11 protein-coding genes and 1 tRNA gene are annotated in these 12,883 nt (G+C 72.0%); 7 read left to right on the forward strand and 5 right to left on the reverse strand.

Annotated features, from left to right (window positions below; translation table 11 throughout):
- Positions 1–115 precede the first annotated feature (115 nt).
- The gene (locus ACWC9T_RS03330; RefSeq protein ID WP_449819334.1) at positions 116–712 is read right to left on the reverse strand and encodes a dihydrofolate reductase family protein; all 597 of its coding nucleotides are present in this window, start codon (positions 710–712) and stop codon (positions 116–118) included.
- Between the two features lie 375 nt (positions 713–1,087).
- The gene (locus ACWC9T_RS03335) at positions 1,088–2,176 is read right to left on the reverse strand and encodes a TOMM precursor leader peptide-binding protein (protein WP_449819335.1); all 1,089 of its coding nucleotides are present in this window, start codon (positions 2,174–2,176) and stop codon (positions 1,088–1,090) included.
- 255 nt (positions 2,177–2,431) lie between these two features.
- Here ACWC9T_RS03335 and ACWC9T_RS03340 point away from each other — a divergent pair, with 255 nt between their 5' ends.
- Positions 2,432–3,175, forward strand: a complete 744-nt coding sequence (locus ACWC9T_RS03340; protein WP_449819336.1) for a M48 metallopeptidase family protein — start codon at positions 2,432–2,434, stop codon at positions 3,173–3,175.
- Positions 3,176–3,236: 61 nt separating this feature from the next.
- On the opposite strand, the gene ACWC9T_RS03345 is transcribed toward ACWC9T_RS03340, so the two are convergent.
- On the reverse strand, positions 3,237–3,824 hold the full coding sequence (locus ACWC9T_RS03345) for an NUDIX hydrolase (protein ID WP_449819337.1): 588 nt from the start codon (positions 3,822–3,824) through the stop codon (positions 3,237–3,239).
- The gene (locus ACWC9T_RS03350) at positions 3,821–5,344 is read right to left on the reverse strand and encodes a zinc-dependent metalloprotease (RefSeq protein WP_449819338.1); all 1,524 of its coding nucleotides are present in this window, start codon (positions 5,342–5,344) and stop codon (positions 3,821–3,823) included. Before ACWC9T_RS03350 ends, ACWC9T_RS03345 begins: the two co-directional genes overlap by 4 nt.
- Before the next feature lie 201 nt (positions 5,345–5,545).
- Between ACWC9T_RS03350 and ACWC9T_RS03355 the strand changes: the two genes are divergently transcribed.
- The 4 genes from ACWC9T_RS03355 (at position 5,546) to ACWC9T_RS03370 (ending at position 8,832) form a co-directional block, all read left to right on the forward strand.
- Entirely contained in the window at positions 5,546–6,694 is a 1,149-nt protein-coding gene (locus ACWC9T_RS03355) for an NAD-dependent epimerase/dehydratase family protein (RefSeq protein ID WP_396246946.1), read from the forward strand.
- Between the two features lie 136 nt (positions 6,695–6,830).
- Positions 6,831–7,271, forward strand: a complete 441-nt coding sequence (locus ACWC9T_RS03360) for a molybdenum cofactor biosynthesis protein MoaE (protein WP_449819339.1) — start codon at positions 6,831–6,833, stop codon at positions 7,269–7,271.
- A gap of 214 nt (positions 7,272–7,485) precedes the next feature.
- Positions 7,486–7,677, forward strand: a complete 192-nt coding sequence (locus tag ACWC9T_RS03365; RefSeq protein ID WP_355672463.1) for a hypothetical protein — start codon at positions 7,486–7,488, stop codon at positions 7,675–7,677.
- Between the two features lie 42 nt (positions 7,678–7,719).
- Positions 7,720–8,832 (forward strand): YlbL family protein, encoded by a 1,113-nt coding sequence (locus ACWC9T_RS03370; RefSeq protein WP_449819340.1) that lies wholly within the window; start codon positions 7,720–7,722, stop codon positions 8,830–8,832.
- Between the two features lie 17 nt (positions 8,833–8,849).
- On the opposite strand, the gene ACWC9T_RS03375 is transcribed toward ACWC9T_RS03370, so the two are convergent.
- The gene (locus tag ACWC9T_RS03375) at positions 8,850–9,431 is read right to left on the reverse strand and encodes a PPA1309 family protein (RefSeq protein ID WP_449819341.1); all 582 of its coding nucleotides are present in this window, start codon (positions 9,429–9,431) and stop codon (positions 8,850–8,852) included.
- A gap of 185 nt (positions 9,432–9,616) precedes the next feature.
- On the opposite strand from ACWC9T_RS03375, the gene ACWC9T_RS03380 reads away from it, so the two are divergent.
- Complete coding sequence (locus tag ACWC9T_RS03380; RefSeq protein ID WP_449819342.1) at positions 9,617–12,589, forward strand: UPF0182 family membrane protein; 2,973 nt, start codon at positions 9,617–9,619, stop codon at positions 12,587–12,589.
- A gap of 65 nt (positions 12,590–12,654) precedes the next feature.
- Positions 12,655–12,728, forward strand: a tRNA-Met gene (locus ACWC9T_RS03385).
- Positions 12,729–12,883 lie beyond the last annotated feature (155 nt).

A 12,883-nucleotide genomic window follows, 5' to 3' on the forward strand; every position in this document is an offset into this window, starting at 1 on the left:
GGTCTTTGCGGGGATTTGGGCGGCTTGGTCCGCTGGGCCGACGGGTCAGCGGGGCAGCCGCAGGGCGAGGCCGTCCAGGACGACCCGGCCTTCGGCGTTCTCGCGGGGTGCGGGGCTAGGCGGTGGCGGGGCGGCGGTAGGTGACCGCGTGGACGCCAGTCCTGCCGACCGTGGTGGAGGCCAGTTCCAGGGTGCGCTGCGCGCCGTCGGCCGGGAAGAGCGACTTACCGCCGCCGAGCAGGACGGGCATCACCATGAGCCGCAGCTCGTCCACTAGGTCCTCGGCGAGGAGGGCGCGGACGAGGGTCGGGCTGCCCATGACCAGCAGATCGCCGCCGTCGACCGCGCGCCGCCGGCGGGCCCAGTCGACGGCTCCGGCGCCGGGGATGAGGATGGAGTTCGTCCAGGTGAGGTCAGCCTCGGAGAGGGTGTCGGAGACCACGTACTTCTTGATCGAGTTCATCTGGTCGGCGAGCGGGTCGCCAGCCCGCCCGGGCCAGGCGGCGGCCATGCTCAGCCAGGTGCGGCGGCCGAAGAGCAGGGCGTCGGCGGTGCTCATCGCCTCGTTGATGTACGGGCCGAGGGTCTCCGGGTCGAAGAAGGGGTGGGACCAGCCGCCGTGGGCGAAGTCGCCGTCGGTGTCCTCCTGCGGGGCGCCGGGGGCTTGGACGACGCCGTCGAGGCTGATGAACTCGCTGATCACGATGCGCATTCGGGGTGCTCCTCTGGCTTGCTGCTCGGGGTTTCGCAATGGAGACCGGGAGGTCGATCCGGACTCATCGCCCGCTATGGGTGATCCGGGTCACATCGTTGACGCTCCTTGGGGGCCGCCCCCTCCCCCCACCCCCACCCACCCTCCTCACTCGAGGCTCGCTCACCCACCTCCCGTCCGTGCCCGACAGCCCCGGAACATCGGCGTCCGCTTCTGCCGGCCCGCGCCCTGCCCCAGGCAGGGCGCAAGCCATGGGCTCACCTGGCCATGGCACCCCGCTCGTGTTCGCCCCGGACCCAGGTCGGGCGGCTGCTGAGCCCCGCAGCCGCCGGGCCTGTGCCCGGCACGCTTCTCGTCCGTCCTCCCCCGATGGCCTCAGCCCGGCGGCATCGGCTGCCACAGGCAGCCGCAGTCCGGGTGTCCTCGCAGCCGCAGTCGTCGGGGCATCCCGTCGCTCGCCGACACCTCGCACCAGCCGTCGACGCTCGGCGGCCGGCCGCCGTCCAGAAACACCTGCACATGCAGGGCCGCCAGTCCGGCGACGGCCGTCGCCAGCGCTGTGTCGCAGGCCGGGGTGCGGGCCCGGCCCGGGCCGTTGTTCGCCAGCTGGGCCAGGACCCGCGGCCACGCGGCGTCCTCGTCCTCCCGCCGCAGCACCAGGCAGTGCCCGCAGGCCGACCGCCCCGGGATCACCAGCGGCCCGATGATGCCGAACTCCTCGACCACGCCCACGTACAGATGGGGCACCCCGGCCCGGAGCAGCAGCCGGGCCTCGTACGTCCCGCCCGCGAAGGCGGCGCTGCCGTCCCTGGGGGCGAGGACCACGAAGGCGGGCGGCGGGTCGTCGGGCTTCCGTCGGGGCAGAGGCACCAGCGGCCGGCCGGCGGCCCGTTGCACCGCCTCCCGCGCGGCCGTCGAGCGCAGCCGCCCGATGTCCGCGGGCGGCAGCCCGGCCGGGGAGCAGTCGCCGGGCTTGACCCGCCCGCCGTCGGACACCGTGACGGTGCCCGCGCCGGCCGCGGCGAGTACCGCCGCCAGGGCGGCGCCGACCCGGCCCGCGCCGCGCACCTCGATCCGGGTCTCGGCCCGGTGGGTCAGGACCGCCGGTGCGGCGCCCGGGCCGGAGTGGACCAGGGACAGTGAGGCGAGGTCGGGCCCGAGCAGGTCCCGGTGGGGCTGGGGGAAGCGGGACAGCGCCCGGTCGGTCGCCTCCGCGTCGTCCAGCAGCCCGGTCTCCTCGAGTTCGGTCAGCAGGGTGTCGGCAGGCTCGCGGCCGAGGCCGATCCGCTCGCCGGCTTTCAGGAGTTCGGGTCGGTCGCGCGTTCCGTCGACCAACCCGAGGAAGTCGCAGAGGGTCTTGTCGGCGTTGCCGAGCACCCCTGCGTACCGGGTGACGGTGCCGAACTGCAGGGTCTCGGAGTCCCGCCAGCTGCGGGACAGAGCGGGCTTCAGGGCGAGGCGCACGACGATCTCCCTTCCGATCGTTTCCGGACGGCTGACCGCAGCATGCCCCATCGCGCCGACCGCGTGCGGAAAGTTATCCACAGGTCCGGGTGCATTGTCACACCATCTGTTCGCAGGCCCTGTGGATAACTTGCCCTCCTCCCGAACGTCGGTTTCCAGACACCCTCCGGCGGCCTTTCGTTCCCGATCACTCCACGAAAGATTTCGGCCATGGCAGCGGACTTCTGTCAGTGGTACCGGGTAACGTCGTGTGCCATGGCAGCCGAGCGGGACTCCCATCCACCGGCGTCGCGTCGGCGTGCCCGTGCAGCGTCCGGATCCCAGACGGCGACGCCGAGCACACGAGGGCGCCAGGACGAGAAGCAGTACGAGAAGCAGTACGAGAAGCCGCAGACCAGGCCGCAGCATCCGCCCACCGGGGCCGTGCACCCGGATGCTCACGACCGCAGCCGGGTCGAGGTGCGGCGCAGTGCCCGCCGCAGCCGTACCGTCTCCGCCTACCGCGAGGGCGACCGCACCGTGGTGCTGATCCCGGCCCGGATGTCGCACGCCGAGGAGCAGCGCTGGGTCGCGCAGATGCTGGAGAAGCTCGCTGCCCAGGAGCGCCGGCGGATCCTCGGGGACGACGCCCTGATGGCCCGGGCCCGGGAGCTGTCAGCTGCCTATCTGGGCGATCGCGCCCAGCCCGCCCAGGTCCGCTGGGTGACCAACCAGAATTCGCGTTGGGGCTCCTGCACCCCCAGTGAGGGGACGATCCGACTGTCCCACCGGCTGCAGGGCATGCCGGAGTACGTGCTGGACTACGTGCTGCTGCACGAGCTGGCGCATCTGCTGGTGCCGGACCACGGCCCGGCGTTCTGGGCGTTGTTGGAGGCCTACCCGCGGACGGAGCGGGCCCGCGGCTACCTGGAGGGTGTGGTCTCCGCGGCCCGTCTGCCGCACATCCCGGGTGCCAGGCACGGCTCACCGGGTCAGGATCCGGCAGCCTCCTGCGGTTGAGCACGGGGCATGACAAGGGGGCGCGGGCCGCACGGCCCGCGCCCCCTTGTCGCATCACACCTCAGCCGGTCAGCCGCCGCGCCCGGGCGACCAGGTCGCGCACCGAGTGGTCTGTGAGCTCCGGCAGGCGGTCGTAGTCGAACCAGCGCAGGTCCAGCGACTCCTCGCTGATCAGCGCCTGCGCCCCGGCCGGGGCCAGTGCGATGTACTGGACGTCCAGGTGGGTGTTCTCCGGCCGGTCCTTGCCCGTGCAGCGGACCAGGTGCCGGTCCAGCTTGGCCGGGACCGGGGCGCCGTTGTCCCGCAGCAGGGTCAGGTCGGGGATGCCGGACTCCTCGACGGCCTCGCGCAGCGCGGCCGAGGCGAGGTCGGCGTCGCCGGGCTCGCAGTGCCCGCCCATCTGCAGCCACATGCCGACCTTGGGGTGCAGGGTGAGCAGCACCCGTCCGCCAGCCGGGTCGACGACCGCCGCGCTGGCGGTGATGTGGGCGGGCAGGCAGGACCGGTACAGGCCTTCGGGCTGCTCGGCCAGGTGCGCGAGGTAGTCGCGCCGCAGCTGTTCCTGGTCCTCGTCGGCGGGCCGCCAGTCGGTCAGGGTGCGGACCGCGTCCGCGTGCAGGGTGGACGCGTCCGTGTCGGTGGCCGTCATGCGGTGGGCTCGCCCTTTCCGTCGGTGCCGCCCTCGTCGGCCTTCGGCTGGTCGTTCTTGGTCAGGTCGGGCTTGCCGGCCGCGGCCTCGCCGAGCAGCTTGTCGAGGGCGTCGAAGTCGAACCCGCCCTCCAGGTCGCCGCCGCCGCGGTGCACGAAGGCGTCCGGGTCGTCCAGGTCGGCGGCGGTGGGCAGCATGTCGGGGTGCTCCCACAGCGCGTCGCGGCCCTCGATGCCGCGCGCGTCGGCGAGCAGCGCCCACAGCCGGGCGGCGTCGCGCAGGCGGCGCGGGCGCAGCTCCAGGCCGACCAGGGTGGCGAAGGTCTGCTCGGCGGGCCCGCCGGCCGCGCGGCGGCGGCGGACGGTCTCGCGCAGGGCGCCGGCCTGCGGCAGGTGGGGTTCGGCGGCGGCGTGCACGACGGCGTCGACCCAGCCCTCGACCAGCGCGAGGGCGGTCTCCAGGCGGGCGAGCGCGGCCTTCTGCTCGGGGGTGTCCTCGGGCTGGAGCAGGCCGCCGGCCAGCGCCTCCTGGAGCGCCTCGGGGTTGCTCGGGTCGAGCTGGCCGACGAGCTCCTCCATCCGGGAGGTGTCGACCTTGATGCCGCGCGCATAGGCCTCGACGGAGCCCAGCAGGTGGGCCCGCAGCCACGGCACGTGGGCGAAGAGCCGCTGGTGGGCGGCCTCACGCAGGGCGAGGTAGAGCCGGACCTCCTCGGTAGGCACGTTGAGGCCCTCGCCGAACTCGGCGACGTTCTGCGGCAGCAGGGCGGCCTTGCCGGCCGGGGCGAGCGGCAGGCCGACGTCGGTGGATCCGACGACCTCGCCGGCGAGGGCGCCGAGCGCCTGGCCGATCTGGGTGCCGAACATGGCGCCGCCCATGGAGCGCATCATGCCCATCAGCGGGCCGGCCATGGCCTGCATCTCCTCGGGCAGGACGCCGCCCATGGCGTTGCCGACGCGCTCGGCGACCGGGTCGACGAGGTCCTTCCAGACCGGGAGGGTGGCCTCGATCCACTCGGCGCGGCTCCAGGCGACGGCGGTGCCGGCGCCGGAGGGGAACTCGGTGACGCCGTCGAGCCACAGGTCGGCGAGCCGGACGGACTCGGCGACGGCGGCGCGCTCGGCGGCGCTGACCGAGCGGTCCTTGCTCTTGCCCTCGGCGGGCTCGGCGACGACGGTCTGCCGGGCGATGTTGGTGGCGAGGTCCCAGTTCACCGGGCCGCCCTCGAAGGAGAGCATCTGGCCGAGCTGCTGGAAGGCGGCGCCGAGGTCGCCGGGGTTGAGTCCGCCGAACATCGCGGCGAAGGGGTTGTCGGCACCGGCGCCGCCGGGGCCGCCCGGGGCGCCGGGCATGCCGAAGACCGCGCCGAAGGGGTTGCCGGCCCCGAAACCGAAGGGCTGCGGGCCGCTGTCGCCGGAGCTGGCCGGGCCCTGGTCCTTCTTCTGCGCGTCGTCAGGCTTGGCCTTGCCGTCCTCGGGCTCCTCGGGCGGAACGCCGAATCCGAAGGGAAGGTCGCTCACGGGGGTCCTCGATCCGGTCGGCCGTCATGCGGGTGTGGCGGGAAGTGCTGCCGGCCCGGGGCTCCGCTGAAGCGGGGGACTCGTGGGCGGCTCCCGCGCGGCAGGCCCGCGCCGGGTGCACCGCGGGGCCTTCGCCTCGGGCAGGATGGACGTACGTGACACACGTCCGTACGCACATAAGCTAACCGTGGAGGATGGCCGGTGAGTTCCCCGCCTTCGGACGTTCGCTCTGGGCTGACCGGAGGGGAGGACGCTTCGGACGCCACGGCGTCGCCGCCTCCAGCCTACGGCGGGCGGCCGCTGACCGTGGCCGTCACCGGTGCCGCAGGGGTGCTGGGCGAGCGGGTCGCCGCCCGGCTCGTGGCCTCCCCGCACGTGCGCAGGGTGCTGGCGGTGGACGACCGACGCGGCGACGTGCCGGGCGTGCACTGGCGGGTGCTGGACGTGCGGGACCCGGCGGTGGCCGAGCGGCTGGCCGGGGTGGACGTGGTGGTGCACCTGGCGATGGACTTCGGGATGGAGTCCGACCCGCGGGCCCGCAGCGCCTACAACGTGCGCGGCGCCCAGACGGTGCTGACCGCGGCCGCGGCCGCCGGGGTGCACCGGGTGGTGCTGTGCACCTCCGCGATGGTCTACGGGGCACTGGCCGACAACGAGGTGCCGCTGGCCGAGGACTCCGAGCTGCGGGCGACCGAGGAGGCCTCGCTGGTCGGGGACCTGCTGGAGATCGAGCGCCTGGCCCGCCGGGCACCGCGCGCCCACCCGGGGCTGCAGGTGACGGTGCTGCGCCCGGCCGTGGTGGTGGGCCCGGGTGTGGACACCGTGCTGACCCGGCACTTCGAGGCACCGCGGCTGCTGGTGGTGGCCGGCTCGCGCCCGTGCTGGCAGTTCTGCCACGTGGACGACCTGGCGGCGGCGCTGGAGTACGCGGCGCTGGGCCTGGTCGAGGGCGAGGTGACGGTCGGCTGCGACGGCTGGCTGGAGCAGGAGGACGTGGAGCGGCTGTCGGGGATCCGGCGGATGGAGCTGCCGGCAGCGCTGGCGCTCGGGACGGCGGCGCGGCTGCACCGGTTGGGCCTGACGCCGGCCCCGGCGGGGGATCTGGCGTACACGATGTACCCGTGGGTGGTGTCGGGCAGCCGGCTGCACGAGGCGGGGTGGCGTCCGGCGTCCACGAACGAGCAGGTGCTGGCGGAGCTGCTGGCGCAGGTGTCCGGCAAACACGCCGTGGCAGGGCGCCGGCTGGGCGGCAAGGAGGCCGCGACCAGTCTGGGGGCGGCCGGGGCGACGGTGGCGCTGGTGGGTACGGCGGCGCTGGTGCGCCGGGCCCGCAAGCGGCGCCGGTTCTGATCGGTGGGGGGAGCCGACCGGTCTGATCGGTCGGGGAGCCGATAGGGGCGACGGCAGTTGTCACGATGCGAAATTTCCGCATCGTGATGTGGAAGCCCCTTGCCCCGATCGGGTGGGCATGGGGAATCATGGGGTCATGTCCGAGAACCACGACCCCATCCGCCTCCTCGCCATCCGCGACACCCCGCTCTCGCTGGACGAGGTGTACGAGGCGGTCGGCGACGACGCGGCCGGCGGCACCACCGTCTTCGTCGGGACGGTCCGTGACCACGACGGCGGCAAGTCGGTCGCCGCGCTGGAGTACAGCTGCCACCCCACCGCAGAGCAGGAGATGCGCCGGATCGCCGAGAAGGTCGTCGCCGACTTCCCGGTCAGGGCGCTCGCCGCGGTCCACCGGGTGGGCCGGCTGGAGATCACCGACAAGGCCGTGATCGTCGCCGTCTCCTGCGCCCACCGCGGCGAGGCCTTCGCGGCCGCCCGCCGGCTGATCGACGACCTCAAGCACGAGGTGCCGATCTGGAAGCACCAGGTCTTCGCCGACGGCGAGGAGGAGTGGGTCGGCGCCGGCTGCTGCTGACCCCCTCGCAGGTGCGCGGTGGAACCGGCCGCACACGGAGCGCGTCCCTCGGGTCAGGCGCGCCGTCGCCTCACCCGAACGGGTTCGGACCGGTACTCCGAATACTCCCTGGAAGTGAGCCGATCGGCCGTCCCGTTACCCGGATGGCGCCGGCCGCGTTGTCCGCCAGAGTGGTTAATCTGCTCATAGACACGACGAGCTGGGGAGTACTGGTATGGGTGCGCTCGCCTGGTTGATCATTCCGGTTGTCGCCGTCCTGGCCGCCGCCGCGTGGGCGGGTTGGGCACAGCGGGCCCCGAAGGCCACGGGCGACCCGGCCTCACTCGCCGAGCACCGGCGCTTCATGGCCGCGATGGAACGCACGACCTCCGGCACCGCTGCCCCCGGTGAGCACTCCGCCCGGTAGCCCGGCGGGCGCCGCGTCACCCGCGTCCCGTACTGTCGAGGCATGCCACGCCGCTCTGCGACGATGCTCGCTGCCACCCTGCTGCTCATAGCGCTGCTCTGCGTCTCGGTGCTGATGAAGGTGCCGTACACGGAGATGAGCCCGGGGCCGACGTACAACACGCTCGGCGACCAGGGCGGCAAGCCGGTGATCACCATCACCGGGCACGACTCGTACCGGACGAGTGGGCACCTCAACATGACCACCGTCCAGGTCACCGGGGCCAAGTACGAGCCCAGCCTGGTCAACGCGGTGATCGGCTGGCTGCGCGACGACGTGCTGGTGGTGCCGCACGACAACGTCTACCCCAAGGGGCAGTCGGACGCCGACGCCAAGAAGCAGAACGCCGAGGAGTTCGCCTCCTCCGAGGACAGCGCCCGCACCGCCGCGCTCAAGCAGCTGGGCATCCCGGTCGGCAGCGACCTGATCGTCAAGTCGGTCACCGCGGGCGCCCCCGCCGAGGGGCGGCTGCACGCGGGCGACCAGATCGTCGCCGTGGACGGCACCGCGGTCTCCTCGGTCGACCAGGTGGTCGCCGCCGTCACCAAGCACAAGCCCGGCGAGTCGGTGGTCTTCACCGTGGTGCCGCGCACCAAGGACGCCTCCGGCAACGGCACCGCCGCCCCGGGGACCAGGACCGACGTCACCGTCCCGACCGTGCGGGCCAGGGACCTCGACCCGAAGGCCCCGGCCGAGCGGGCCGACCTCGCGGTGGTCGGCATCGGCACCGGGATCCGGCACACCTACCCGTTCCAGGTCGACATCGGCCTGCAGGACGTCGGCGGCCCCAGCGCCGGGCTGATGTTCTCGCTCGGCATCATCGACAAGCTCACCCCCAACGGCGACCTCACCGGCGGCAAGTTCGTCGCTGGCACCGGCACCATCGACGACGACGGCAAGGTCGGCCCGATCGGCGGGATATCGATGAAGCTGATCGCCGCCCGCGATGCCGGGGCCGAGTACTTCTTCACCCCGTCCTCGAACTGCACCGAGGCCACCAAGAACGTCCCGTCTGGGCTGACCCTGATCAAGACGGACACGCTGGACGGCGCGCTGAAGTCGCTGGAGCAGATCCGCTCCGGGCAGACATCCGCGCTGCCGTCCTGCGCCAAGTAGCCCAGGTGTAGCGGCGGTTACGCGAAGGTCGCCAGCAGCGCGTCGGTCAGGCCGGGCACCAGGTCCGGGCCGGTCAGCACCTCGCGGGCGGTGTCCTTGGAGCGCAGCCGCAGGGCGATCTCCTTCTTGCCGTCGCGCAGCACCGCGGCGGTGATCCGCACCTCCTCGCGCTTGGGGTGGTTGGCCACCCACTCGGCGAGCTGGGCGTCGCTGGCATTGCGCGGGCGGGACTGCTCGGCGCCCGGCGGCAGCATCTGACGCTCGACGACCAGGGCGCAGCCGGCCACCGCGTCGGGCCAGGCGATGGTGCCGAGGAACTTGTCGAGCGGGGTGCCGGCCGGGATCTCGTCCTGCTCGATCGGGGTGAGGCCGGGCTCGTCGCCCTCGGCGAGGCCGAGCTGCTTGGCGATCTTCGGGTCGGCCTTGCGCAGGGCGGTGCTGTCCACCAGGGCGAACAGCCGGGCCGGGAGGTCCCAGCCGAGGGTGGCGGCGTACTCGTCGATCTCCAGCGCGGCCCGGGTGAGCGGGGTGGCGGCGGGGAGCTTGGATACATCGTCGGCGGAGCCGGTGGGGTTGGTGAATGCAGACGCGTCGGACATGACTCAATCCTCACACGCCGGGCGGGTGGCGCCCGCCGGGCGGGCCGGGGCGCCGGCGACGGGGGTGCGGGGGAACGGCGTCGTAACCGTCTGCTAACGGCGGGAACTCGGCCGAAGCCTGGTTTAGTTGCTCTGACGACCGACCTTCCAGACGACACAGCTGAGGTGCCACCGTGGTATTCCAGATGCCGGAACGCTCAGGGCCGGGTTTCCGGCGCAGGGTAGGCCCGCCCTCCCGGCGGGCGCGGGTGGCCCTGCTGACCCTGGGCGTGCTCGCGGTGCTGTTCCTGCTGTTCGTCATGTTCGCCGGGTTCTGGACGGACTGGCTGTGGTTCAGGTCGGTCCACTACTCCTCGGTGTTCACCACCCAGCTGTGGACGAAGATCGGGCTGTTCGCGGTGTTCGGCCTGCTGATGGCGGTGATCGTCGGCTTCAACATCTGGCTGGCGCACCGGCTGCGGCCGCCGCTGTCGGCGATGTCGGTCGAGCAGCAGAGCCTGGACCGCTACCGGGCGGGGCTGGCGCCGTTCAAGCGCTGGGCGCTGATCGGGGTCTCGCTGGTGATCGGTCTGGTGGCGGGCGCGGCGGCGTCGGGCCAGTGGCGGACCTGGCTGATGTGGACGAACGCGACGTCCTTCGGCGAGAAGGACGCCCAGTTCGGCATGGACGTCTCGTTCTACGCCTTCGACCTGCCGTTCTACGAGTTCGTGCTGGGCTTCGCGTTCAGTGCGGTGATCGTCTCGCTGCTGACCTCGGCGCTGGTGCACTACCTGTACGGGGGGCTGCGGCTGCAGGGTCCGGGCCGGCGGGCGAGCGCGGGCGCGCAGGGGCACCTGGCGGTGCTGCTGGGCGTGTTCGTGCTGCTGAAGGCGGTGGCGTACTGGCTGGACCGGTACGCGCTGGCGGTGAAGACCGGCTCGTACAAGGGCGTGTCGGGCTGGACGGGCCTGCGCTACGTGGACGCCAACGCGTTCCTGCCGGCCAAGACGATCCTGTTCTTCGTCGCGATCATCTGTGCGGTGCTGTTCTTCCTGACGCCGATCCGCCGGACCTGGGCGCCGGCCCTGATCGGGCTGGGGCTGATGGTGCTGTCGGCGGTGCTGATCGGCGGGCTGTACCCGGCGATCGTGCAGCAGTTCCAGGTCAAGCCGAACGAGCAGGCCAAGGAGACGCCGTACATCCAGAAGAACATCGACGCCACGCGGCAGGCGTACGGGATCGCGGACGCGCAGACCACCTCGTACAGCCCGCAGGGTTCGACTAATACGGACGCGCTGAAGCCGGACGCGCAGACCATCGCGGACGTCCGGCTGCTGGACCCGAACATCGTCTCGCCGACGTTCCAGTCGCTGGAGCAGCAGCGCAACTACTACGCGTTCCCGAACACGCTGGACGTGGACCGCTACGGCACCGGCACGGGCAAGCAGGACACCGTGATCGGCCTGCGCGAGCTGGACCTCAACGGGGTGCAGCGCAACTGGATCAACGACCACTTCAAGTACACCCACGGCTACGGCGCGGTGGTCGCCAAGGGCAACCAGGTCGACGACCGGGGCCAGCCGGTGTTCACCGAGTCGGGCCTGCCGGCCACCGGTTCGCTGGGCGACTACGAGCAGCGGATCTACTACGGCGAGAAGACGACGACGTACTCGATCGTCGGCGGCTCGAACAAGGAGATCGACTACACCGATCCCAAGACCGGCCAGAACGCCGAGTACACCTACTCCGGCGACAGCGGGGTGTCGCTGAGCAACCCGATCACCCGGGCCGCGTACGCGGTGCGCTTCGCCGAGCCGCAGATCCTGTACGCGGGGGCGATCACCGACGGCGCCAAGGTGATCTACAACCGGACGCCGAAGGAGCGGGTGGAGAAGGTCGCGCCGTGGCTGTCGATCGACGCCGACCCCTACCCGGTGGTGCAGGACGGCCGGGTGGTGTGGGTGCTGGACGGCTACACCACCTCGGACGGCTTCCCGTTCTCGTCGAAGACGACGCTGGGCGCCGCGACCAAGGACTCGCTGACCAACCAGCGCGGTGAGCTGCTGGCCGTCGCCAACCAGGTCAACTACATCCGCAACTCGGTCAAGGCCACGGTGGACGCCTACACCGGCGAGGTGAAGCTCTACCAGTGGGACGAGAAGGACCCGGTGCTGAAGACCTGGATGAAGGCCTTCCCGGGCACGGTCGAGCCGAAGGCGGACATCCCGCAGTCGCTGCTGCCGCACCTGCGCTACCCGCAGGACATGTTCAAGGTGCAGCGCGACCTGCTCGGCCAGTACCACGTGACCGACGCCAACTCCTTCTTCAACGGCAGCGACATCTGGCAGGTCCCGGTGGACCCGACCAGCGACACCAAGCAGGTCCAGCCGCCGTACTACGTGACGGTGCGGATGCCGGACACGAACGTCGCGAGCTTCTCGCTCACGAGTACCTTCGTCCCGAACCAGCGGCCGAACCTGGCGGCGTTCATGGCGGTGAACGCGGATCCGGGCGACGACTACGGGAAGATCCGCATCCTGAAGATGACGGGTGAGAGCGGCGCCCCCGGCCCGGGCCTGGTGCAGTCGAAGTTCAACTCCCGTCAGGAGGTGGCCTCCCAGATCACGCTGCTGAAGAGCGGCGGCGACTCGGAGCTGGAGTACGGCAACCTGCTGACCCTGCCGGTCGGCAACGGGCTGCTGAACGTCGAGCCGGTGTACGTGCGCGGACGCGGTGCCAAGTACCCGACGCTGCAGAAGGTCCTGGCGGTGTACGGGGACGACAACGTGGCGTTCGAGAACACCCTGGAGGACGCGCTGAAGAAGGTGTTCTCGGGGGCGGCTCCGGCGACCACCCCGACCGCGCCGTCCACCGCCGGCAACGGGACGACGCCGACCTCGCCGGCGACGCCCTCGCCCACCGGGCCGGCCACCCCGGCGCCGGGCGGGACGATCTCGCCGGAGCTGCAGAAGGCGCTCGCGGACGCGGGGAAGGCGTACGACGACAGCCAGACCGCGTTCAAGAACGGCGACTGGGTGGCCTACGGCAACGCCCAGAAGGCGCTCGGCGACGCCCTGAAGGCGGCCGAGGCGGCCCGCGGTGCCGGCCCGGCGCCGGCCCCGACGGCGACGCCCACGGGCGCGGCCCCGACGAGTGGATCGCCGAGCCCGCACCCGTAGTCCCGCTGAGCTGCGGTAACCGTTTTCCGTTCCACCCCGCGCCCGTGCTAAGGTTCAATCACCGACGCGGGGTGGAGCAGCTCGGTAGCTCGCTGGGCTCATAACCCAGAGGTCGCAGGTTCAAATCCTGTCCCCGCTACTCAGGGGCAGAGGCCCGGAGGATTCTTCCTCCGGGCCTCTGTCATTTCCGTTGTCATTTCCGTGCTAAGGTTCAATCACCGACGCGGGGTGGAGCAGCTCGGTAGCTCGCTGGGCTCATAACCCAGAGGTCGCAGGTTCAAATCCTGTCCCCGC

This window comes from Kitasatospora sp. NPDC001159 (assembly GCF_053598235.1).

Excerpts from the sequence above, each read along its gene's own strand:
- ACWC9T_RS03330 (WP_449819334.1), bottom strand. The coding sequence starts at position 712 with ATGCGCATCGTGATCAGCGAGTTCATCAGCCTCGACGGCGTCGTCCAA.
- ACWC9T_RS03340 (WP_449819336.1), top strand. The coding sequence starts at position 2,432 with ATGGCAGCCGAGCGGGACTCCCATCCACCGGCGTCGCGTCGGCGTGCC.
- ACWC9T_RS03345 (WP_449819337.1), bottom strand. The coding sequence starts at position 3,824 with ATGACGGCCACCGACACGGACGCGTCCACCCTGCACGCGGACGCGGTC.
- ACWC9T_RS03360 (WP_449819339.1), top strand. The coding sequence starts at position 6,831 with ATGTCCGAGAACCACGACCCCATCCGCCTCCTCGCCATCCGCGACACC.
- ACWC9T_RS03365 (WP_355672463.1), top strand. The coding sequence starts at position 7,486 with ATGGGTGCGCTCGCCTGGTTGATCATTCCGGTTGTCGCCGTCCTGGCC.
- ACWC9T_RS03370 (WP_449819340.1), top strand. The coding sequence starts at position 7,720 with ATGCCACGCCGCTCTGCGACGATGCTCGCTGCCACCCTGCTGCTCATA.
- ACWC9T_RS03375 (WP_449819341.1), bottom strand. The coding sequence starts at position 9,431 with ATGTCCGACGCGTCTGCATTCACCAACCCCACCGGCTCCGCCGACGAT.
- ACWC9T_RS03380 (WP_449819342.1), top strand. The coding sequence starts at position 9,617 with ATGCCGGAACGCTCAGGGCCGGGTTTCCGGCGCAGGGTAGGCCCGCCC.